Below are 22742 nucleotides of genomic sequence, written 5' to 3'. Positions count from 1 at the left end.
CTGCCGATCAGGCCGCCGTAGACGAGCATGTCGATGGAGAGGACGAAGCCGTCCACGCATGCCGCCTGTGCGAGGATGAAGCTGCGGATCAGCTCAGGTCGGCCATAGACCGGGTCGCTCGTCCCGGTGACGAGCGGTCCGTCGCTATATACAATGGTATCGAGCCCGTTGGCGGTGGCTTCGGCAGGCGGCACGATGATCTCGAGCCCTGCTGTACGTCCGAGCGAGATGACGTCGGCGAGATTGGCCGGGCGATCGTCCAGCGGCACATAGAGTACTTTTTTCATCATTCATTCCTCCCTTATTCGTGCGATCGGCGCTAGCCGGAGGCAGCTTGTTGTTGCTGCCTTCACTAACTAGGTAAACGCAAGCGACGAATTACAACCGGAGCAGAAAAGTTTTTGTTTTCCAGTCGTTCGTGTTATAATGTCCCAAATCAGAACATACGTTCTTATTTTTCCGAAGGAGGAGGAGAACGATGAAAACTTTAACGGACTATGAGCATGCGCTAAAGCGTCTGGCCTGGCGTCTGCAATACCGGGAGCGGCGGCGGGCCGGGCGAGAGCAGGGCTACGATGAAGAGATGCCAAGCCCAGCCTATCGCATGGAGGAGTCTGCGGTGACAAAGCTGGATGTAGCGGAGCAGCTCGCGCAGCTGCCCCCCTCTGGCAGGCGCGTCATCGTCGAGCTGTATCTTCGGGATCGGACGGAGGCCGAGCTGGCGCGGGAGCTCCATATCTCTCAACAGGCGGTGAACAAATGGAAGCAAAAGATGCTGAGCCAACTCTCACAGAAAGCGAGTTCCTGGCATTAAAGGCGAGGGCCGCCGCAGGCGATCAGGCTGCCGCGCTCGCCATTCTGAGCCATTTCGAGCCGATGATGCAACAGTGCTCGGCCTGGATCGGCCTGCCGCGCGAGGATGCGATGCAAAGTCTGCGGCTGGCCGTGCTGGAGTGGCTGCAGGGGGAGGGCGACCCCATGCGACCAAAGGATAGGAATGGGGCGGAGGAGAACGCCTGACGAGGGAATAGTGTGGGCGTGACTTGAGATACGGCAACCCAGCATTTATTGTTAATAACAATTCATTACAGCAACAGCTTGGACCAAGGAGCATGTTATCTTATTCGGCGGTACAGAGAGGGACCCCAGCGCTGCAAGGTCTCCCCCGATAGATACATTTCCCGCCTTGCGAGCTGCGACGGCGAAAAGAGTAACCGTTGCCGGCGCCGACCGTTATTCGGAAGAGGATCGCCGATTCATTCGCGATCGAAACTAGGGTGGTACCGCGACACATTCGTCCCTGACGAGTGTGTCTTTTTGTTTTTTTAGCGATCAATAGGGAGGGATATCCATGCGTCAATCGCAACTATTAGCCAACACTTTACGAGAGGCGCCGGCAGAAGCGGAAGTCGCAAGTCATCGATTATTGCTGAGGGCGGGCTATATTCGCCAGTTGGCCGCAGGCATTTACACTTACTTGCCGCTGGGCTTGCGCGTGCTGCGCAATGTAGAGCGGGTCCTGCGCGAAGAGATGGACCGTGCCGGGGCACAAGAGCTTCTGATGCCAGCGCTTCAGCCAGCGGAGCTGTGGCAGGAATCGGGCCGTTACAACGCGTATGGTCCCGAGCTAATCCGACTTGCCGATCGGCATCAGCGAGAGTTTGTTTTGGGACCGACACACGAGGAAGTGATAACGAAGTTAATGAAAAACGAAATCAATTCGTATCGCAAGCTCCCTGTTACGCTGTATCAGATTCAGACAAAATTTCGTGACGAGCGTCGTCCGCGTTCCGGTTTGCTTCGAGGGCGCGAATTTCTGATGAAGGATGCCTACTCCTTTGACATTTCATGGGAGGGACTGGATCAGTCTTACCAAGCGATGTTTGGTGCGTACCAGCGTATTTTCGATCGATGTGGATTGAATTTCAGAGCGGTAGAGGCTGACGCAGGCTCCATCGGGGGCGAAGGGAGCACGCATGAATTTATGGCGCTAGCCGATATAGGGGAAGACACGATCGCGGTTTGCTCTCAATGCGGGTATGCTGCGAACCTTGAGAAGGCATCGTCCGTAGTGAATCAAGTCGGGAGCGGCAGCAATGTAGACAGGCCTATGTCCGAGAAGATTCATACGCCTGGCGTGCACACGATTGAGCATCTTGCTCAATACTTGCACATTAGACCCCGCGACATCATGAAGACGCTTATCTACCTTGCCGACGGCAATCCGATAGCTGTCCTTGTTCGCGGAGATTATGAGATCAATGAAATCAAGGTGAAAAATGCTTTGGGTGTCGATACGTTGGAGCTTGCAGATGCAGAGACGACAGCAGCGGTTACGCAAGCTTCAGTAGGATTCGCAGGCCCAATCGGGTTATCGATTCCCCTTCATATAGATGAAACTATAATCTCGATGGAGTGGGGTGTAGCTGGCGCTAACGAGAGCGAGTTCCATCTGAGGCATGTTGTTCCGGGTCGGGATTTTATCGTGGCGCGCGTCGGTGATTTCCACATCGTCAAGGAAGGGGAAGTCTGCGCTCGTTGCGAGACAGGCAAGCTGCGTTTCGTTCAAGGCATTGAGGTTGGTCACGTATTCAAGCTGGGGACAAAATATAGCGAAGCGCTGGGCGCGCGTTATTTGGACGCAAACGGAAGCGAGCAACTAATGATCATGGGCTGTTACGGCATTGGCGTGTCACGTCTCGTTTCTGCAGTTGTGGAGCAGCATTGCGATGAGCGAGGAATGGTATGGCCCACTGCAATTGCACCCTACCAAGTGCATCTCATTCCGATCTCCAGCAAGGACACTACACAGACTAAATTAGCGAACGATATGTACGATGCATTTAAGCAAAGGGGGGTCGAAGTTCTGCTCGATGACAGGGAGGAGCGGGCAGGCGTGAAATTTAATGACTCCGACCTGATTGGCCTTCCTGTTCGCATCGTCGTTGGCAAGGACGCGGTTCATGGCAAAGTAGAATATGTCGACCGCAGGTCAAACGAAAAACAGTTACTCTCGCTTGACGAAGCTCTTAGTCGAATAAGCGCAAGTACGTTATAGCCTGAGACGTGCTCCTCTCCCGTCCCATCGCGCGACATCGCGACATCTTCTTGCGCGTCGTGGCGAGGTGTGTTAGACTGACATCACTTCTTGATGAACGGAGGGTTACGTGTGATAGATTTTATCCGGTTGAGGACTTTGCGCGCTGCTGTGTAATGCATGCCCAAGGCTCTGCTTGTGCAGAGGACTCACAGGATAGGTCTGTCCATATTCGGAACTTTCGGGAAGCGGCGTCGACAGCTCTTGTCATGCCCTTGCCCCGGTAGTCGATGATGCGTAACCGCATAGATGGATACGTGCGCCCCGACGCCCGCATGCCTTGGCCGCTCCAGGCCCGGGCGCGGTCGTCGGACACGTGCCGTAGCATAGACCCCGCCCGCGACTTGTCGCTTCGACAGGTATCGCAGCGATGGCCCGCAGGCGGGCCAGCCCCCTATCCTCTTGATCCTTAAGCACAGGCATTCCGCCTGTGTTTTTATTATGGTCAGACGAGAGGATGGATGAATAGATGAGAGAACGTATAAGAGCGTATCTGTTAGGCGTAGAGCTGCAGGAGCGCCCGGGCTTCGCCAATGAGATCGAGGAGCTCCAGGGTCTGGCCGAAGCCTGTCATATCGAGGTGGTCGGCATATGGTCGCAAAAGCTGGACTACCCGCACCGCACTCACTACCTGGGCGCGGGCAAGCTGCAGGAGGTGGCGGAGGCGCTGCGAGCCGCCGGGGAGGAGCTGGCCGTCATCGCCAACGACGAGCTGACGCCGTCGCAGATCCGGACGCTGGAGCGCGAGCTCGACTGTCGGGTGCTGGACCGGACGATGCTCATCCTCGAGCTGTTCGCGCTGCGGGCGCGGACTCGCGAGGCACAGCTCCAGGTGCGGATCGCCGAGCTGCAATACCGACTGCCCCGGCTGGCCGGGCTGCGCGAGTCGCTCGGTCGTCAGGGAGGCGGCAGCGGCCTGATCAACCGCGGCTCCGGCGAGACCAAGCTGGAGCTCGATCGGCGCAAGATCCTCGCCCAGATCGACAGCATGCAGGGCGAGCTGGAGAAGCTGGTGCACCGTCGGCAGGTGCAGCGCAAGCAGCGGCAGAAGCGCGGCGTGCCGGTGGTGGCGCTCGTCGGCTACACCAATGCGGGCAAGTCGAGTCTGCTCAATGCGCTGCTGCGCGCCTATCAGCCGGAGTCGGAAAAGCAGGTGATGGCTAAGGATATGCTGTTCGCCACGCTGGAGACATCGGTGAGGCGCATCGAGCTGCCGGATCGGCAGCATTTCCTGGCGACCGATACGGTCGGCTTCGTCAGTCGGCTCCCCCATCATCTGGTCAAGGCGTTCCGCTCGACGCTCGAGGAGCTGACGGAGGCTGACCTGTTGATCCACGTCGTCGATTATGCCAACCCGGAGCATCCGGAGCAGATCGAGGTGACGCAGGAGACGCTGCGCGAGCTGGGCGCCGAGGGCATCCCGGTCATCTATGCGTATAACAAGGCGGATCAGGCCGGCGTTGTCTACCCGCTGATCGAGGGAGAGGGCATCTATCTGTCCGCTCGCGAGGGCAAGGGCATCGAGGAGCTGGTTGCGATGATTCGGGAGCGAGTGCTTGAGCCCTATATGGCTTGCGACATTACGGTTCCTTTTACCGAGGGCGGGATCGTATCCTACTTCAACGAGCATGCGCAGATCCATGAGACGCGCTACGAGCCCGAGGGCACGCGCCTGCGGTTATCTTGCTCGCCTGCCGACTACGAGCGTTACCGGGAGCGGGTCATCGTGCATGACGCCGACGCCGCGACGATAGATTAGCGCGCCGCAATTTGCATGTCTTGAGTCCCCCTCACAGTCCTGAGCTGTGCGGGGGATTTTTTGTTATTTTTCATGCAATAACTTCCAAAAAAGTGAAGTCGAACCCTGGGCTTGCCGATATAGTAACAAAGAACTATTTTGTGTGAAACGAATCGGAACCGCGTCCCGTATAAATAGTCCCAGAGGAAAATAATGGGCGTGACCTCGGAGTCCTGGGCGAAAGGAAGATGAAATCTTGAAAACAGTACGGGCGGTGCTGGTCATGTGGGTGCTGTGCGCCATCGTGTCGGGATTCGCGAGGATAGAAGTCGTCGCCGCGAGCTTGCCGGATTACCTTGGATCACTGCAGGATAGGGCAGGGTTGTTCACGGCCGAGCAGAAGGCCGCGATTAAGGAGGACTTGGCCGACAGACAGTATCTTCGCTTCGATGTGCTGACGATCGTCAGTCTGAACGGACAGGATGCCGACGAATATGCCACATCGATCTATGAGCATTGGGGCTTGTCCGATCGACGGGTGCTGCTGTTGATCTCCCTGCAGGATCGCAGGGCGACGATCAACTTTCATCATGAAGCGCTGCAGACGATCCTCGATACGACGCTAGCAGACGACCTGGATCGGGATGGGGATCGCTCCGAGTCCAAGCTGACGGAGATACTGGACGCTTACTTTATCCCTCATGCCCGAGAGGGCGACTTTCAGACTGCGATAGCGGAGACGACCAAGTTCATGGATGCGCTCGGGCCGCAATTGCCCGGGCAAGCTGCGGGGCTAGGCGAGGACGTGTCTGTTTCTGTGTCCGAGGCTGAGGCGCAGACGGACGCGTCTTCGCAAGAGGGGCCGCTTCCCGAGCCTGTGAATTGGGGGCCGTTCAAGCAACTCATGGCAAAGCTTTTCAGGCTGACCTTTTGGTGCGCGCTTGCCTATCTGGCCTTCCTGTCGCTCTGGTTGCTGCGGCGGGGACAGCGGAAGGCGACTGAGATCCATATGGCTCGCCTGGCCAGCGGAGAGCTCATGCTGGAGATGAGCCGCGCGCTGGAGCGCGTAGTCCCGCTGATCGAGGGGAGCGAGGGCCGCACGTCGCAGGCAGCCGGGCAACTGGAGCGTCGTCTGACGGAGTTGCTCCTCCGGGCGGACGGCCATCGCCGGGGCGAGGGCGATCATCATCTCCACGTCCTGCAGCTGAAGAAGCTGATGGCATTGCTGGAGAAGGTAACGGGGGAGCTGGAGCAGCTGAGCGCGCCGGCGGAGCGCGCGATCGTCGAGGCGCATGAGCTCGCCGATCTCGAGCATAGGGTACCGCAGACGATCGGGCGTCTGCGCGAGGAGCAATCGCAAGGGCGCGTCATCTATGAAGAGCTCGCCGGCTTGCTCGAGCAGCCTGTAGAGGCGCTGCAACGAGAGTTCAAGGAGCTGGAGGAACTGTTGGTCACGGCTGAGGGATATGCGAGGTCTGATGCGCTAACGGCCAGCGAGTGGACCGGGCGAGCCGAGCGCCGCATGGCGGAGCTGACGGCCAATCTTCAGGAGCTGCTGACGCTGGCGCATAGCGAGCGGGCGTATCTCGACATGGAGCGTCAAGCGAGACAAGACGTCAGGCAGGTCATCGAGGAGCATAATCTCTACGAGCGGGAGCAGGACATCTATCGTATCCTCGAGGAGAGCAACGTCAGGGTGCCCTCGCTGCAGCAGGCGCTGCGGCTCGCGGATACCGCTCGGGCACGCGCGGAATGGCAGCGGATCGAGCGTCTGCTCGGCGAGGCGAGGGACAAGGCGTGGAGTCTGGCCGAGATGCAGCGAAGCAACCAGGAGAAGCTGGTCGTCATGGAGGAGCGGCTGCAAGGCTTCGACCGGCTCTCGGGTCATCTGGACCAGGAGTTCCACCGGCTCTCCAACGCGTACAAGAAAACGCTGTGGAACCGGCTGGAGCAGGATCACCTGGGCCTGAAGCGAGAGCTGGCGAGCGCCCGTGCAGCCTTCGACCAAGGCAGGGAGCGGCAGTCGCGCCAGCAATTCGAGAGCGCCAATGCTCTGCTCGACGACTTGGCCGTGAGCGCCAATAAGCTGAGTCAGGCGTGGGAGACGTGCGAACGCGCGGTCGCCAAGCTGGATGCGGACAAGGCGGCGTGTCTGGGGCAGTTTGCCTCCGACAACGACGCGTTTGGGCAATTGCAGCGCCGGATCGCGACCTCGGACGTTATCGTGTTGCCGGAGGAGGGCTTGGAGGCGGACTACCGCCTGGTCTACGATACCGCACAGCGCTTCCGGCAGATCGAGCAGCTCTGGCCGCTGGACCTCAGGCAGCTCCAAAAGGAAGGCGCCCGCCATACCAAGGCTATCGATACCGTGCGGGAAAAGTTCGAGGAAATCGAGGAAACCAAGGAGCTTGCGGTGACGACGCTGCGCGATGCGGCCGGCGATTTTTATCGACTGATCCCGCAAACCTACGGGATGTTCTACAAAATCGGGCGCAAACGGGCATTTCGCAAAAGACATGATGAAATCTACGCCATGATCAAGCAAGGCTACTACGATGATGCGCTGGATGCATGCGACGAGCTGGAGAGCTTCATCGACGAGGTCGGGAGGAGAGCCGAGGTCGCCAATCGGCAGCGGGAGCAGGAACGGATCGCACGGGAGCGGGCGAGAGAGCGGCGCGAGGCGGAGAGGGAACGGACGAGAATACTCGAGCTCGAGGCGGAGAAGGCTGCCCGTCGCAGCCAGTCGAAAGCCGCCGCCACAGGCGGCGGTTGGGGCGGAGGCTCCTCGAGCACGAGCTCCTCAAGCGCTTCAGGCTCGTCATCTTCGAGCTCTTCCTCTTCGTCTGCCGCTTCGTCCTCGTCCCATTCGTCGGGCTCCGCCTCGTGGAGCTCATCCTCCTCCCGGTCGAGCGGAGGGGCTTCGTACGGCGGTTCCTCGTCAGGGTCGGCGAGCAAGAGCAAGGACAAGGGACATTCCTCGGGCAGCTCCGGCTGGTAAGGCCAATAACACGGAGGCTCGACAATAGGCGCACGGACAGAGGAGGGATGACAGATGAAAACGTGGCGAATAACATGGGTAGTCGGGCTGTTGTTGATCGGGGCGATGCTGGCAGGCATCGGGCTGCGACCTGTCGCTGCTGCCGGACTGCCGGATAATCTCGGACCGCTGCAGGATAGGGCGGGGCTCTTCACAGCGGAGCAGAAGACGCAGCTCAAGCAGGACATCGCGGCCAAGCAACACTTGCGCTTCTATGTCCTGACGATCGCCAGTCTGGATGGCCGGGACGGCAAGGACTACGCGAAGGCAGTCTATGATCACTGGGGCTTGGCGGCCCGCGATGTGCTCCTGGTGATCTCCCAGCAAGAAAGGCAGGTCGAGCTCAGCTTCAATAATCAAGAGCTGCAGCGGGCGGTCGAGAACGGGCTGGACAAGGCGGTCGACGGCGGCGTGTCGGAGCAGACGCTGAACGGGCTGCTGCAGGCGACGTTTGTCCCGCTTGCCCGAGACGGCGATATCCAGCGAGGCATCCAATATACGATCCAGGTACTCGATGCGCTCGGCGAGAGCCTGTCGCCGGAAGCGCCAGCAGTTCCAGGCGCGGCTGGCGAAGCGGCTGAGGGCAGTACAGCCCCGCAGTCCGCTCAGGAGCGTCAGCCAGCGGAGCCGATCAACTGGGGGCCGTTCAAGACCTTCATCGGCAATGTGGCGAAGGCGCTGCTCTATGCGGCTACCGCGATCGTCCTGATCGTAGCTGCGGTCCGGCTGCTCCGGCGCTGGCGGCGCGGAGCGGCCAAGCTCCAGGATATCCGGGAGGTCCGCGAAGCCAGCGGTCGGACGATGGTCGAGCTCAGCCAAGCTGTGGAGCGGATCAGTCCGCTGGCCTTCATGAGCCAGGGGCGGACGGCGCGGGCAGCCCAGGAGCTGGAGCAAGAGCTGAGCGAGCTGCTGGTGGCTGCTGAAGCGCAGAGCAAGGGCGAGCCCTTCGCGCATGTCCTGCAGACAGCCCGTCTCGAGGAGCAGCTATCGCGGGCGACCCATGAGCTGGAGATGCTGAAGCGGGCGGCCGACCAGGTCGTCCCGGCGGCGCAGGAGCTCGCAGACCAAGAGCGTGAGGTGCCGCGTACGGTCGAGCGACTGCGCTCGGAGAGCAGGGTCGGTCTGGCCGCTTACGAAGAGCTGACTGCGCTGACGGAGGGGCCCGTCGAGCCTGTGCAGCGGGAGTTCAGAGAGCTCGACGAGCTGCTCGTGAAGGCTGAGGAGCACGCAGTATTCGACGTGCTAACCGCGAGCGACTGGGCGGCGCGGGCAGAGCGAGCGATGTCGGCGCTTGCCTCGATGCTGCAGGAGCTGATGGACCATGCCCGCTACTGTCAAGCGTATCCGGAGCTGGAGCGCGAGGCGCGAGACGATGTGCGACAGGTGATGACCGAGCATAATCTGTACGAGCGGGAGCAGGAGCTGTTTCAGCCGATCGAGGAGAGCCGCAAGCTGGCGCCGCAGCTGCTCCAGGCGATCCGTCGTGCCGAGACGATCCCCGCGCGTTCCCTGCGGCAGCGTATCGATCAGCTGTTCTCTCAGGCTCGCGAGCAGGCCCATCGATTGGCGGAGCTGCAGCGCAGCAACAACGACAAGACGTCCATACTCGAGGAAGCGCTGCACAGTATCGATCAGTTTGTACAGCATTTGGACCAGCAGTTTTTCCGTCTCTCCAACGAATACAAGAAATCGCTCTGGCAAGGGATGGAGAAAAAGTTCTTACAGTTGAAAAACGAGCAATCAGCGGCGCTTGCCGAGCTGGAGCGGGGGAGAGAGCGTCAGGCCAGGCAGCAGTTCGCCAAGGCGAAGGACATCTTCGACGATCTGGCGATGGGCATCAAGCAGCTCGAAAAGGAGCTGCAGGCGTGCGAGCGCGAGATGATGAAGCTCGATATGGACAAGCAAGCGTGCCTGGAGCAATTTGCTGCAGATCAACAGAGCTATGTCGAGCTGCGAGAGTGGATCGACGCGGGGGATGTGCTCATCTTGGCCGAAGGGGGCCTGGAGGCGGAGTATCGTCTGGTCGAGCAGACCGAGCAGCAGTTCCGCGAGGCCGAGAGCGGCTGGCCCTGCGACCTGCAGCATCTGAGGAAACAAGGCGCCTTGTATGGGCAGGCGATCGCCCTGACACGGGAGGCATATACGAAGCTCAGGGACAAAAAGGAATTGGCCGTCGTCACATTGGATCGTTACTCGGTACTCTTCTATCGGATCGTCGATCAGACGACAGGCATGTTCTACAAGATGGGGCGCAAGCGTGTGTTCGTCAAGCTCCATGACGGGATCCAGGAGCTGATCGCCAGAGGCCTCTACGACGATGCGCTTGAGGAATGCAAGGAGCTGCAGCGCTTCATCGATACCGTGGCTGTCAAGGCCGAGTTTGCGAACCGGGCGCGACGTTATGAGTATCAGAGCAAATATCTGGGCGCCTCCAGCAGCTCGGGGACGACGGGTGCGACACGGGAATACGTCAAGGCTGAGCAGCCTCGCCAGCAACCCAAAAAGCCGGCTAGCGGCGACTCGCCGTTCAACTGGGGCGCAAGCGCCGGGCGCGCGTCGTCCAGCACATCCTGGAGCAAGTCGACGAGCTCTGCGTCTGACTCATCCGCCAACTCATCGTCCAGCTCGTCCAACGACTCGTCCGGCTCAGCGTCTTCGAGCGGCAGCGCGAGCTGGGGCTCGTCTTCCTCCTCCGAACGTTCATCGGGCAGCGCCTCGTATGACGGGGGCGGCAAAGGCTCGGGCGGCGGCAAGGGACAGTCCTCTGGCAGCGCCAAATGGTAGAGTAGAGCATAGCGGTAGACCACAGCATGACAAAAAGCGATGCGCGGGAAATGCCCCCTGCATCGCTATTTTGTCGTGCTTGGCCGCTTCCTGGCAACGCTCCGTTCCGACGCCCCCCGCTCTGAAGCGTGGAGAACGTCGACATTGCCTGGCTGCTAAGGGACAATCGCATCCTCGACCTTGAACCGTCCGTGCTAGCTACGGTGCAAGATATTGCTGCGTCAGCTTCTTCCACCGCTCGGGAGAGCCCTCAGCCGCCGCCCACTGCATCATCACGATCGACTCGTTGGGCTGGAGCTCCAGCGCCAGCGAAGGCTCAGGGCTCAGGCTGGTGCTGTTGAGGTAGAAGGCGACCCCTTCCTCCGAGACGATGGCGACGAGGTCTTTGTTGGGCGAGGAGAAGGCGTCGGTCGCCTCCGGCTCCCGCTGCCAGATCTCCTCCCAGGCGACGGTCAGCTTGTCGTAGGAGACGACCTCCCGGGGCAACGGCTGCAGCAGATCGCGCAGCTCGTAGGATTGGCGGCTCTCCGTATTATAAGCGACCTCCTGAGCGACCCAGCGTCCCGGCTTGCGGACGATCGTCCAGTTGCTCGGATCGGTGCTGACCGTCGTTTCCGACTGCGTCTGGAGCGCCTCTTGCAGCGACACATGCGGCTCCTGCAGCGGATCGCTGAGCAATCGACGGTCGCTTGTGAGCTGATCGATATGCTTGACCCAGTACAAGGTCATCGGCTCCGCATCGCCCGTGATTGCCTCCTGTTCGATGGCGATGTCGCGATTGCCTGCGAACAGCAGCTTCTCGGAGATGATGATCGGTTGGGTGTCGTCGCCAGACGGTTCGTTCTCCAGCGTATCTGGTATCGAGGCGTCACCTGCCATGCGATCCGACTCCTGTTGCTTCGCCGGTCCGGCGGAGAGGATTTGCACTTCCTTGTCTTGATTTTTGTGCGTTGTCGGCTCGATCATCCAGAAGTCCTGATTATAAGGCATGAGGATGCCTTCGCCCTGGATCGTCTGTACAACCTTGCCGTCCTCTGGTGCGATCACTACCGTCCGATAGTCGCTATAGGCGTGGCGGCTCTCCGTTGCTGGATGGTCGGTTCGGAGGCCGAGCAGCAGCGCGGTCTGCAGCGCTGGCTCCTCGTAGTTGGCATTGGCCGCTTCATTGCTCGCCGTCATCTGTCCTGCAGTTGTCCCGTCATTGGCCGTCTTCGACGAGAGGAGGTCTGTCGGCATGCCGACATGTCCGCTGAAGAGGATGATGGCGATCACCGTAGCCATGACGGCCGCACCGCCGGCCCATGCGAGCGGGAACCGTCGCTGGCGACGAGGCGACGACGAGTGGGCGGCCGCTTCGAGTATTCTCTTCTGCAGGGCAGACGGGAAGCTTCTTCCTCGTAACGGACCCTCGCCCAGCTCTTGCCGCAATTCCTCGTAATCGCTAGGATCCATTGTGTTGTCGCTCCTTTATCTTGGATAGTTTCAATCGCGCATGATGCAGGCGAGACTTAACCGTGCCTTCGCTAACTTCCAGAATCTTCGCGATTTCTTTCATGGATAGCTGATAATGTGCAAACAGAATAATGGCTTCACGATACTTGACCGGCAGTTGCATCACCATATCCCACAGCTCATTGACCGTGTCCGCCTGGATAACCTCCTGTTCCGCGGACTGGACGCCTCCGTCGGAGGAGAAGAAGTCCACCAGCGTAATCTTGCGAAAGTAAGCGGAGCGGCGGTAATCCAAAACGGTATTGCGGGTAATCGTGAGCAGCCAGGTCTTGAGTGACGATTCGCTTCGGAACGTGAACAAGCTCCGGTATACCTTGAGGAAGACATCCTGGGAGATGTCGTCGGCAAGCTCGGGCTTGCGGGTCATACTATAAGCATAGTTCCAGACATCCTTGCCGTAGGAGGTCATTAATTCATTTAGAATGGCCTGTTTATCCTCACTGTCAGTCAGTGTCTTAAGATAATCAAACTTTGCATCGGAGTTCAAAACCGCCACCTCTATCTGTATCGACGTATGAAAAGTCCATCGGGTTCATTTTTTTAAAGAAAAGTTAAAGAAATTCTTAAGATTCTTGTTAAGATTTATGGGATCCGCGCCGCAAATAGCCAAAAAACCGTTCGACGGCCAGGAAAAGGGCCTGACCGACCCGGCTCTATCGCAACATGCAAGCCATGTCTCATGAAACAATCCCCCTCATTATAACATGCTTGCACTCGAAGGACATATAATGAGACAAGAAGTTTACAATGGTAAGAAAATACACTACAAAGTGGCAGGAATTGACGTCAAATCATGACGACCCGCATCGAAAAAAGAGAGTATGGGGAAAGATAGAACATACGGAAACTCCCCCTCCCGACAGGGCCGGAAGGGGGAGAGAGGGTAGTAGGTTAGGAACGAGATAATTCCGTTAGGGGGACCAGGGTGTATCCCTCGTCTTGCAGGTACTCGATGATCGATGGCAAAGCATCGATCGTGTTTTGCAAGCTGCCCTTGCGTCCGCCGAAGCTATGCATCAGGATGATGCCGCCTGGCTTGACGGTGTCCTTGACGATCTGCAGGATCTCGTCGGGCTCGGTGCCGGCCCAGTCGCGGGTGTCGACATTCCAGCCGACCAGCTCGCGGCCGGTATCTTTCAGCGTCTTCTTGAGCTCATCGGAGACGGCTCCGTAAGGAGCGCGGAAGTAAGGGGTCTTTTTGCCCAGCACTTCCTCGATCAATGCATCCGCCTTCTCGATCTCGTCGAGCAGGTCCTGACCTTGGAGCTTGGGCAGATTGGCGTGACCATAGGTGTGGTTGCCGATGGTGTGGCCCTCTTCCTCGATCTGCTTCAGGATGGCCGGATACTTCTCGACCTGCGTGCCGACGACGAAGAAGGTTGCTTTGATGCCGTACTGCTTCAGAATCTCCAGCACCTTGGGCGTGAACCGCTTATCCGGTCCGTCGTCGAACGTCAGCGCCACTTGCTTGACGCCTGGCTCCGCAGGCGGGGCCGATGGCTGCTCAGGCTTTGGCTGCTCGGTCTGCTCGCCGGCAGGCGGCTTGGTGCTGCTCGGGTCGGCAGGCTTCGGCGAGCCTTCCGGCTTGGGCGGATCTTCAGGCTTCGGCGCGACGTCAGGCTTGGTCGGCGCCTGTCCATCTCCATCCGAGCCTGCGGGCAGTCCCGTCGTCGGCTGAGGGCCGCCGTTGCTTCCGCCACCAGATGGGGGATGGACCGCTTGGCCCAGCGCGTTGCCGCTGCCGGCAGCCATGCCTTCGGGCAAGGAGCTGTCGATGGGCGGTTTGGCCCCGCCGCTGGCGATCGCCGCACCGGCTAGCGCCGCTTGATCGCTGACGGCGGTTCGCTCGGTGAACGCCGGCAAGGCATCCCAGGGCAGGATCAGACTGAGCAGATAACAAGCGCCGACGATCGCCAGAGCCCACAGTAAGACTTGCAGCATACGAGGGACAAACATACGTCTTGCATGAACCAGTTTTGCGATCAATGGACTCGCCTCTTCCTCTGGATGCTGTCGAACGCTGTCAGCGCTCTTCTACATAATCAGACGAAAGAAGACTGGAAAATGTTCAAACAAAATGAAAACTGCGTGTCTGCATACTCGGAGGGTAGCAGATTGGGCTGAATTTTCGTTCCATGCAAGGAACTTTTGTGAAGGCGTACCGGGGGTACGGCAAGCAAAAGTGACGCCGCAGGGGGCGGAAAGGCGGTCTAAGATGCCCCTGATCGGGTTTGCAGACACGCCCTATTCTCTCGCCTCCGGAACGGGCAGGAAGAGCAAGGCAAATGGCAGATTGCTGCCGGCAGACGGGCTGATCCACAGCTCGACAGCCTCCGCTCGATCGCCGGTCCGGTAGAGCACGCTCGCCTCGCGCGTCGCGCTGGCCATACCCAGATGGGAGAAGCCGACAACCTCGCCGTTGACCCGGACCGCTCCGACATAGAGGCCGCCGCGCGGGTTGAAGGCGATGACCGTATTCGGCGCGACGTTGTTCAGCTGGAGCTTGTACATGACCCCGTAGTTGCCCGAGTTGACGGCGGATCCGCCATGGATGCCGTCCGTGCCGCTCTGGAACGGATCGGCGGTGTTGTCCGTCAGCGACAGCCGTTGCGGACGGCCCCCGAGCGGCTCGTCGTAACGGAAGACGCGGTTGGCGTCCGCGAAGGTGCCGCGCACGATCGACTCGCGAGGGTCGAGACGAGGCAGGCTGTCCAGCGCCTCCAGCGGATCGACGCGCTCGCCGACCATCAGCGAAGCGTACCGGATCTGTCCCTTCGTCTTGACCGAGCCGGTGAAGGTGACGATGTCGCCGGGCGCAAGCGATTTGGCTTGCGTCAGACTGTCGAACAGCAGGACGCGCTCGCCGGGAGCGAGTCGGATCGTCGGGCCGCCGCCCGCCGCCTCGGCGGCCAGGTAGCGGCTCAGCGACATCCGTCCGGCGATCTCGGCATGCACCGTCGGTCCGGCCAGACCTTCGCCGGTCAGCCGCAGCTCGGCTGTCTGCGTCCCCGTATTCTCCGCGATCAGATACAGCTTGGTCCGCCGGTCCATCCGGTTCTTGTGATGGAGCAGGAAGCGGGCGTCGCCCTGGATGACATCCTCATAGAGGACGCCGTCCGCAAATACCGACTCCGGGCCGCTGCTGCGGAAGAGCGTCTCGGGCTCGGTCGTGTAGCTGTAGGGCAGGGTGTCCAGCTGCAGCACCGGCACCGAGTCGATCGGCATGTTGGTGCCTGGCGGCGCATAGCGCAGGCCGAACTCTTCTTCCGTATACAAGCTTTCCTCGGTGATGAGGACGACGGTGCTGAACTGCGAGGTGGCGCCTCGCTTGTCTTTGAGGGTGAGCGTCACCGTCTGCATGCCCGGCTCGAAGAATGCGGGCTTGCCGTTGTCCCACTGACGATCGACGATCACGTCGCTGCCCGTCGTGCTCTCGTCGATGTATCGGATCGGCTCACCCATCCGATAGGTCGTCTTGTCGGTCCGGAACTCGGCGACAGGCGGCACATGAGGAGCCTCGACCTCGATCGTGATCGTATACGGATCGCTCCAGACGCCGGCGGCATCCTGCACCGTATAGCTGATCGTATACGTGCCGGGCGTGTCATAGGAGGTCTGCCATCCCTCCCAGCGCTCATCGACGATAGCCAGTCCTTGGGGAGAATAACCGGACGTCGTATACTCGATCGTCTGGCCTGTCTCGATCCGGCGGGCCGAGACGTCGAAGCGGGCGACCGGCTTGTCCGCGAGTTCAACGACGATGGATTTGCCTTGCACCGTATAACGCAGCTTCAGCGCCGTTGCGATCGAGGTGAACGGCACCATCATATGGTAGCGGTCGTCATAGACCGCGCCGCGCAGAGAGCGCTTCTCGCCGTTGACGACGTACTCGGCGCTGCCGTTGCGATAGCGCAGCTCGGCGCCCCGCACGCGTACGACCGTCTCGCCGCTGGCGGCGTCGTGCGAGATCGTCCCGCCGAGCCGCTCGGTCATGAAGCGGAGGCCAACATAGGATACGCCTTGGCGGACCGTGGTCGGCCGGGGCGAGACATAGGTCTTGCCGTTCATCTGTGTCTGGTCGCTGTTCATGACCAGGATGAGCTTGCCTGCGCTGGGATCCGCGGCGATCGCTCGCGGATCGGCATCGCTGTTGTCAGCCTCCGGTTGCCGCTGCTCTACTGTCGATTCGCCAGCGCGGTCGCCTGGAGCTGTCAGGCTCCCGGGGGAGGAGGCATCGGGGGCGTTGCCGACGGTATCGTCCTGGTCGTCGGGAGACACGGATGTCGGTGCGGCGGGCTCAGATGCGACGCTGTTCGAGCTGGAGATTGGCGGCGCAGCGACAGATTCTTGACGACTGTCGGCAGGATTCTCCGTCTGGCTGTGCGAGCGTTCGTTGCCGTCTGTAAGACGGGTAGTGTCCGTCGTCGGAGCGACGGATGACTGCTCAGCGGCGTCGTTGTTGGCAGGCTGCGGCAGTCCGCCGCGAATCGTACCTGCGGCTGTGGAATCCGTCGGCGAGGCGGTGGCGGGAGATGCGTAGGCCTCGCTGCCTGGAGGGGTCCAGACTGTGGCGGCCACAAGTAGGGCTAGAGTGGTTTTATACATTTTATTCATAAGAGTTGTGTGTCCTCCTGTTGTTAGGGATAAGAGATGAGGCATGGGATCAAGAGCGGCTAACGCCAGCTGACGACGAGCACGCCGGCGAGGATCAGTCCGGTGCCGAGCCAACGGTTGGCCGGGATCGCCTCGCCGAGCAGCAGCCAGGCGACGATCAGACCAAACACATAGGCCAGACTCTGCATCGGATACGCGCTGCTGAGCGGCAGCCGCGAGAGTACGGCGAGCCATAGTAGCGTCGCCAGACCGTAGCAGGCGATGCCTAGCAGGATCAGCGGACTCGCGACAACTTGCAGCAGGTTGTGCCAGCCGAGCCCGCCCGCCTGGGTCAGACCAAGCTTCCATACATATTGACCGACGACGAGCAGCAGGATATTAAGCAGCAGCAGCGCATAGGTCATGACTGTCTGACCTGGGAGCGGACCTGCGCCTCGAGCCCGTCGCATCGCTGCTCCTGCAGCGCCAGCGCTTGCGTCAGCACGATGATGCGGCGCGTCAGCGCCGAGAGTGCGATCGTCAGATGCAGCATGATGCAGAGCACGGACATGAGCCCGAGCAGGTAGAGCAACGATGGCGCATAGTCGACGCCGAGCTTGTCCGCCAGCAGGTCGAGCAACTGCGGGAACAGCGACAGCACCATCATGACCAGGCTAAGCGCCAGCCAGAGCAGCGCATACTGCTCCCGCAGCTTGCGGCTGCGGATCAGATACAGGATGACGGCGAGGAAGCCGGCGCTGATGACGAAGCTGAGCACGAACAGATCAGCTTTCATAGCGCACCCACCATCTCGTCTTGCGCGTCCGGGCGATCAGGACGGCGAGGATGACTTTGATCATGTAGTAGACCGACTTGAAGGCTGAGATGCTCGAGACGCCGGCGATCCGCTCCCGCATGACGACCGGCACCTCGCGGAAGGTGTAGCCGCAGTTGTCGAGCTGCACGAGCGCCTCGACCTCGGGATAGTCCGTCGGGTAGTCGACCGAGAATAACCGCAGCGCGCGCCGGCCGCAGATGCGATACCCGGACGTCGGATCGGTGACCGAGCGGCCGAGCAGTCGCGAGAGCAGGCCGGACAACAGCTCGATGCCGAGGCGGCGCAGCCGGGTCGACTGGAAGCCGCGCTTCTCCACGAAGCGCGAGCCGACGACCATGTCGCTGTCATGCTCCTGGAGCGTCTGCAGCATCGAGGCAAAGTCAGCCGGGTCATGCTGCCCGTCGCCGTCCATCTGGGCTGCGTAGCTGTAGCCGTGGGCAGCGGCGTATTGATAGCCGGTCTGCACCGCGCCGCCGATGCCGAGGTTGCAGCTCAGGTGTACGACGGCAGCGCCGCCAAGCGCCGCTTGCTCGCCTGTCGCGTCGGCGGAGCCATCATTGACGACGAGCACGTCGGCGTAGGGGATCTGGAGACGGATATCCTCGACGACGCGGCGGATGCCCTCGGCTTCATTGAAGGCCGGGACGATGATCAGAATTTCTTTACGCATAACGACCAACCTCCTGGGTCTGGGATTCGACAGGTTTGGCGCCGTCGCGCCGTTGCATGAAGCGCTGATAGACAGCTACCGCGAGCAGGCAGCCGAGTATGATGAGGAGCGGCATCGCTGTGAAGTTGTAGCGAAACTCCGGGACGAAGGCCAGCCGGGTCACCGTGATCGTGCCGAGCAGGGCGACCAGCAGCATCGCCGGCTCGCGCCAGCGTCTGAGCATCCAGAGAGACGAGACGGCGCCGGCCAGGACGATCGTCAGATGGAAGGCCTGCCGCATCGGCAGGACCGGATAGAGCGGCGAATGGCCGGAGCCAAAAAACATGCGTCCGTACGTATACTTGAGCTTGCCGACGGTATACCATTTCACATATATCCAGGTGTGCTCGGTAAATCCGATGCGCAGCCGCTCGCGGGCGACCTCCATCTGCGTCTTGCCGCGTCGGTCGACGAGACCGTCCTCGTAGTTTTTGTCCGGGTAGGTGCCGGCGGCAAACGGGTTGACCTGCGTCGAAGCGACGACCAGCTCGCCCAGCGTGACCGCGTTGCGGATAATCCACGGCGAAAGCGTCAGCGCCAGTCCCAGCAGGGCAATGCCTAGCATCCGGACCGTCTGACCGAGACGGCGGCTCTGCAGGAAGAGCAGCGCATAGCTGGCGCCGATCAGCACGAGGAACTCGGGGCGCACGAGTACGGTAAGGCCCATCGCGACGCCCGAGGCGGCATGCAGACTCCAGCGCGAATGCGCGAAGGCGAGCAGCTGCAGCCAGATGTACAGCAGCAGTAGCATCCCGGCGAGCGTCTCGGTCAGGATGGCGCCGGTCGTCCAGATGAAGGGCGGATAGACGGCCATGATGGCTGCGGTCAGCAGGCCGGCCCAGCGTCCGCCGAGCCGAGAGGCGATCGCATAGCCGAGGCCGATCGATATCAGACTGAAGCCGACTTGCAGCATCCGGATCAGCGGGAACGGCTCGTAATGGAGCTGATCTGCGATCAGATAGACGGCGGCCATGAACAAGGGATAACCAGGCGTCACCTGGGCATTGGGCTCCGTGCTCTTGTAGCCGTAGACGCCATAGTCCAGCAGCTGCCAGACCATCTCGTCATAGTTGATCGTGTCATGCGACACCTTGTGTGAGACCGTGGTGTTGAAGTCGATACGTAGAATAGCGGCTGCGACGAGGATGATCAGCAAAGCTAACGCTGTCGTCTTGTGCAGTCGGGAATACCATGCGCGAATAGGAATCATGGGAGGGCTGCCTCACTTTCTGCTCTTCAGTGGCGGCTGGAGCGGGGCATTCTCCCGCCTCCAGCGCAATTACAGAAAGTATAGAAGAGGAAGCTTAATGGTGAGGTGCCGGAACGCTTAACATTTCCTTAAGTTCCGCTTAGTAATTACATCGAGGGTGCGAGGGGAAAACGAGATTCGAAGACGGTCCGCTTGGTGCTGCTCGATGCGGTGATGGCGCCGCCATGCACCTCGACGATGCTCTTGACGATGGCGAGCCCGAGGCCGGTGCCGCCGCTCGAGCGGGAGCGATCGCCCCGGTAGAATCGGTCGAAGATAAACGGCAGATCTCTCCCGGGGATCGGATCGCCGTAGTTGATAATCTGTACGACGGCGTCGCCGCCCTCGCGATGGACGGCGATATCGACGTAGTCCCCCTGGCCGCCGTAATTGATCGCATTGACGATCAGATTCTCGAAGCTGCGGACGAGCAAGGTGCCATCAGCGTGGATGAGGACGGGGGTATCGGCTGCATCGATCCGGCACGACATGCCGGCACGGTCGAGATGCGGGACGAACTCCTCGGCGAGCTGGCGGAGGAAGCCGACCAGGTCGAGCGCCTCGAGCTCCAGCGGCAGGCCGTTGTTGATACGGGTATATTCGAACAGATCGTCGATCAGCGCCTTCAGCTTTTGCGCTTTCTCGTAAGCGATCGCTACATAATGCCGCAGCTCGACCTCATCCTGATAACGATCCTGCTCGATGACCTCCAGGAAGCCAAGGACCGAGGTGAGCGGCGTCCGCAGATCGTGGGAGACGCCGGTGATCAGATCGTTTTTGGTCTTCTCGGCGTTGCGCTCCTCCTCGATCGAGTGGTAGAGCTGCGCGGCCATCTCGTTGATGCTGGCCGCTACCTTGGCGAGCTCGCCATAGCTGTTGTCGACATCGATCGGCTGGTCGAAGCGGCCGCCGGCGATCCGGCCCAGCCCTTCGGTGATCGCCTCAAGATAGTCGCTCAGTCTTCCCGCCATCTCATGGATGCCGGCCGCAGCCTGGCCCAGCTCGTCCTTGGAGACAGTGAGCTCTCCGGGGTTGCGGAGCTCGCCGCTGCCGATGCGCTGGACCGCCGCCTCGAGCTCCTGCAGACGGAGCACGGTGCGATTGCTGAAGACGAAGAACAGCACGAGGAAGAGGATCGGAGCGATATAGTAGGCGAGTGCGGAGCCGTATTTGTTTTTGAGGAAGGCGAACGGCGTGCGGAACGGCTGGAACTCGACGAGGAAGTTAAAGATGAGTTGGCCCATATATAACGTCGCGGCTGTGACAGCCGCGCTTACGAGCGCATAAAATAAAAATTTCCACCGAATCGAGTATAGCCAGGTTTTGATCATTGGGCAGCTGGCCTCCTTCGGGAATCAGGTTGGATCGATCTTGTAGCCGATGCCCCAGACCGTTTTGATGTAATGCGGCTTTTGGGGATCGCGCTCGATCTTCTCGCGGATTTTACGGATATGCACCATGACGGTATTTTTGGATTCCATAAATGGCTCGTTCCAGACATCCTGATAGATTTTGTCCATGCTTAGGACGATGCCCCGATTGACGGCGAGCAACTGCAGGATGGCGAATTCGCGCGGCGTCAGCTTGACCTCCTGGCCCGCTACCGTCACGGTATGGGTGGCGACATTGATCGTCATATCGTCGATCTCGATGATGCTGGCGTCGGCGGTGAGCTGACGGCCAAACGACTTGTAGCGCCGCAGATGCGATTTGACCCGGGCCATCAGCTCCAGCGGGTTAAACGGCTTGGTCACATAGTCGTCGGCGCCGATGCTGAGGCCGGAGATTTTGTCGATATCCTGGCTCTTGGCAGAGAGCAGGATGATCGGCACCTCGCTATGCTCGCGGATGCGGATGCACGTCTCCATGCCGTCCATCTCGGGCATCATGATGTCCATGATGATCAGGTCGACGGGGTTGCGCTCCAGCAAGGCGAGCGCCTCTTTGCCATCGCCCGCCTTGAGCAGATGATAGCCTTCGTTATTAAAGTAGATTTCCATTAGCTTCAGTATTTCCTTCTCGTCGTCAACGAGCAGGATCGTACCACGGTTTGCCATGCTTACCTCCTGAATACAGCAACAATATATAGATAGATTGATCTCTAGGCCAATATAGCATATTCTACCGGCTTGGAGTGCTTAAGATCTCCTTAACAAGGATACCCCCTTTTAGTTATAGATATAATTGCCGGTAGTGTGATAGAATTTTTGGTAGATTATACACAAGTAATGCGGGTCCATAAGGCTGCTTTGGCAAGGTATGGAATGATGCAGATAACCTCAAGTAAAGGGTGGATCATGTGCGGAGAATGATAAGCTTGCTGCTGTGTCTGGCGTTGCTGATCGGAGTATGGCCGATGGTTAGCGCGCAGGCCAGCGAGAACGGACCGGCGAGAGGACTCGTCGCGGCACAAGCGCTGAACAGCTGTCAGATCGCGCTCGTCTTCGACGGGCCGATCATGTATGCGGGAGAGGGGGAGCTGCCGCCTCTCCCAGGCACGGAGCCGGGCGAAGGGCCGCCGGAGGGCGGACTGCCGTCCTGGCCCGAGCTGCCGCCGCCGGGGAGCGGCTTGTGCGAGCCGTTGCCCGCTGAGGGCGGCGTGGAGGGCATCGTCGTCGCGGAGGCGGGAGGCGATGCGCTGGACATCGCCAGGGCCGTCTCGTTCGGCAACGGGCTGTTGCTCGTATTGGCCGAGCCGCAGGCCGAGCAAGAGCTGCTGGAGGTGAGCATCGAGGCGGGCGTAGTTGGCGTGAGCGGCATCCCTGCCTATGAGCTGGCGGGCTATCGGCTGATGACCCCGCTCGGCGAGTTGCGTCTGATGGACAGGCTAGACCCGCAGCGGACGGGCTTCCAGATCGGGCATGTCGTCCGCTATATGCGGTCGCCGGGCGCCGTCTCGATCGCCGGGACAGCCAGCATCGACGATCAGGACGCGCGCAGCCTGCTGGCGCTGATCGAGAGCGGTCCCGTCGATCTGACGCCGCTCGATAGGCTGCTCGATCAGGCGGAGGCGCTGCTCGACAGCGGCCCCGGCTATGACGAAGAGCAGCGTCAGCAGCTGCAGGCCGCTCGCGATGCCGCGAGTCTGGTGGCGGAATCTGCCGCGCCAACGCATCGCGCGGTCCGCGAGCAGATCGTCCTGCTGGAGCAGGCGGCAGTGGCGTTCGAACGGAGCTATGAGG

The 22742-nt window shown here is 60.4% G+C and carries 18 protein-coding genes; 7 read left to right on the top strand and 11 right to left on the bottom strand.

Annotation, left to right across the window (positions count from 1 at the left end):
* On the bottom strand, nucleotides 1-290 hold a 290-nt coding region (locus tag PA598K_RS38445), incomplete at its 3' end, for a DUF4127 family protein (RefSeq protein ID WP_260405729.1).
* A 188-nt stretch (nucleotides 291-478) separates the two neighbouring features.
* Here PA598K_RS38445 and PA598K_RS32730 point away from each other — a divergent pair.
* From PA598K_RS32730 to PA598K_RS32705, 6 genes are all read left to right on the top strand, one after another.
* On the top strand, nucleotides 479-814 hold the full coding sequence (locus tag PA598K_RS32730; RefSeq protein ID WP_128660946.1) for a sigma factor-like helix-turn-helix DNA-binding protein: 336 nt from the start codon (nucleotides 479-481) through the stop codon (nucleotides 812-814).
* On the top strand, nucleotides 760-1020 hold the full coding sequence (locus tag PA598K_RS32725; RefSeq protein ID WP_128660945.1) for a hypothetical protein: 261 nt from the start codon (nucleotides 760-762) through the stop codon (nucleotides 1018-1020). The genes PA598K_RS32730 and PA598K_RS32725 overlap by 55 nt, the downstream gene beginning before the upstream one ends.
* Before the next feature lie 331 nt (nucleotides 1021-1351).
* Entirely contained in the window at nucleotides 1352-3058 is a 1707-nt protein-coding gene (locus tag PA598K_RS32720) for a proline--tRNA ligase (protein WP_128660944.1), read from the top strand.
* 508 nt (nucleotides 3059-3566) lie between these two features.
* Nucleotides 3567-4856: a GTPase HflX gene (hflX, locus tag PA598K_RS32715; protein ID WP_128660943.1), complete on the top strand. Its 1290-nt coding sequence runs from the start codon at nucleotides 3567-3569 to the stop codon at nucleotides 4854-4856.
* Nucleotides 4857-5091: 235 nt separating this feature from the next.
* Nucleotides 5092-7836: a TPM domain-containing protein gene (locus tag PA598K_RS32710; protein WP_128660942.1), complete on the top strand. Its 2745-nt coding sequence runs from the start codon at nucleotides 5092-5094 to the stop codon at nucleotides 7834-7836.
* A gap of 54 nt (nucleotides 7837-7890) precedes the next feature.
* Nucleotides 7891-10659 (top strand): TPM domain-containing protein, encoded by a 2769-nt coding sequence (locus PA598K_RS32705; RefSeq protein WP_128660941.1) that lies wholly within the window; start codon nucleotides 7891-7893, stop codon nucleotides 10657-10659.
* Between the two features lie 198 nt (nucleotides 10660-10857).
* On the opposite strand, the gene PA598K_RS32700 is transcribed toward PA598K_RS32705, so the two are convergent.
* The 10 genes from PA598K_RS32700 to PA598K_RS32655 form a co-directional block, all read right to left on the bottom strand.
* Entirely contained in the window at nucleotides 10858-12111 is a 1254-nt protein-coding gene (locus PA598K_RS32700) for a hypothetical protein (RefSeq protein ID WP_128660940.1), read from the bottom strand.
* On the bottom strand, nucleotides 12101-12658 hold the full coding sequence (locus PA598K_RS32695) for an RNA polymerase sigma factor (RefSeq protein ID WP_128660939.1): 558 nt from the start codon (nucleotides 12656-12658) through the stop codon (nucleotides 12101-12103). Before PA598K_RS32695 ends, PA598K_RS32700 begins: the two co-directional genes overlap by 11 nt.
* Before the next feature lie 404 nt (nucleotides 12659-13062).
* Nucleotides 13063-14157, bottom strand: coding sequence for a polysaccharide deacetylase family protein (locus tag PA598K_RS32690; RefSeq protein ID WP_128660938.1), 1095 nt, complete (start codon nucleotides 14155-14157; stop codon nucleotides 13063-13065).
* A 258-nt stretch (nucleotides 14158-14415) separates the two neighbouring features.
* A complete protein-coding gene (locus tag PA598K_RS32685) occupies nucleotides 14416-16785 on the bottom strand; it encodes a stalk domain-containing protein (protein WP_185602369.1) in 2370 nt (789 codons plus the stop codon).
* A gap of 59 nt (nucleotides 16786-16844) precedes the next feature.
* Nucleotides 16845-17234 (bottom strand): EamA family transporter, encoded by a 390-nt coding sequence (locus PA598K_RS32680; RefSeq protein WP_376739109.1) that lies wholly within the window; start codon nucleotides 17232-17234, stop codon nucleotides 16845-16847.
* Nucleotides 17186-17560: a DUF2304 domain-containing protein gene (locus PA598K_RS32675; protein ID WP_128660936.1), complete on the bottom strand. Its 375-nt coding sequence runs from the start codon at nucleotides 17558-17560 to the stop codon at nucleotides 17186-17188. The genes PA598K_RS32680 and PA598K_RS32675 overlap by 49 nt, the downstream gene beginning before the upstream one ends.
* A complete protein-coding gene (locus tag PA598K_RS32670) occupies nucleotides 17550-18272 on the bottom strand; it encodes a glycosyltransferase family 2 protein (protein WP_128660935.1) in 723 nt (240 codons plus the stop codon). Before PA598K_RS32670 ends, PA598K_RS32675 begins: the two co-directional genes overlap by 11 nt.
* Entirely contained in the window at nucleotides 18265-19521 is a 1257-nt protein-coding gene (locus PA598K_RS32665; protein ID WP_128660934.1) for an ArnT family glycosyltransferase, read from the bottom strand. The genes PA598K_RS32670 and PA598K_RS32665 overlap by 8 nt, the downstream gene beginning before the upstream one ends.
* A gap of 146 nt (nucleotides 19522-19667) precedes the next feature.
* Complete coding sequence (locus tag PA598K_RS32660; protein WP_128660933.1) at nucleotides 19668-20891, bottom strand: sensor histidine kinase; 1224 nt, start codon at nucleotides 20889-20891, stop codon at nucleotides 19668-19670.
* Between the two features lie 24 nt (nucleotides 20892-20915).
* Nucleotides 20916-21617: a response regulator transcription factor gene (locus tag PA598K_RS32655; RefSeq protein ID WP_128660932.1), complete on the bottom strand. Its 702-nt coding sequence runs from the start codon at nucleotides 21615-21617 to the stop codon at nucleotides 20916-20918.
* Nucleotides 21618-21859: 242 nt separating this feature from the next.
* Here PA598K_RS32655 and PA598K_RS32650 point away from each other — a divergent pair.
* Nucleotides 21860-22742: hypothetical protein (locus tag PA598K_RS32650; RefSeq protein ID WP_185602368.1), on the top strand; the 883-nt coding region annotated here is incomplete at its 3' end.

The organism is Paenibacillus sp. 598K (assembly GCF_003851045.1).
Classification (GTDB): domain Bacteria; phylum Bacillota; class Bacilli; order Paenibacillales; family Paenibacillaceae; genus Paenibacillus_D.
This window is presented reverse-complemented; position numbering and strand designations above follow the sequence as displayed.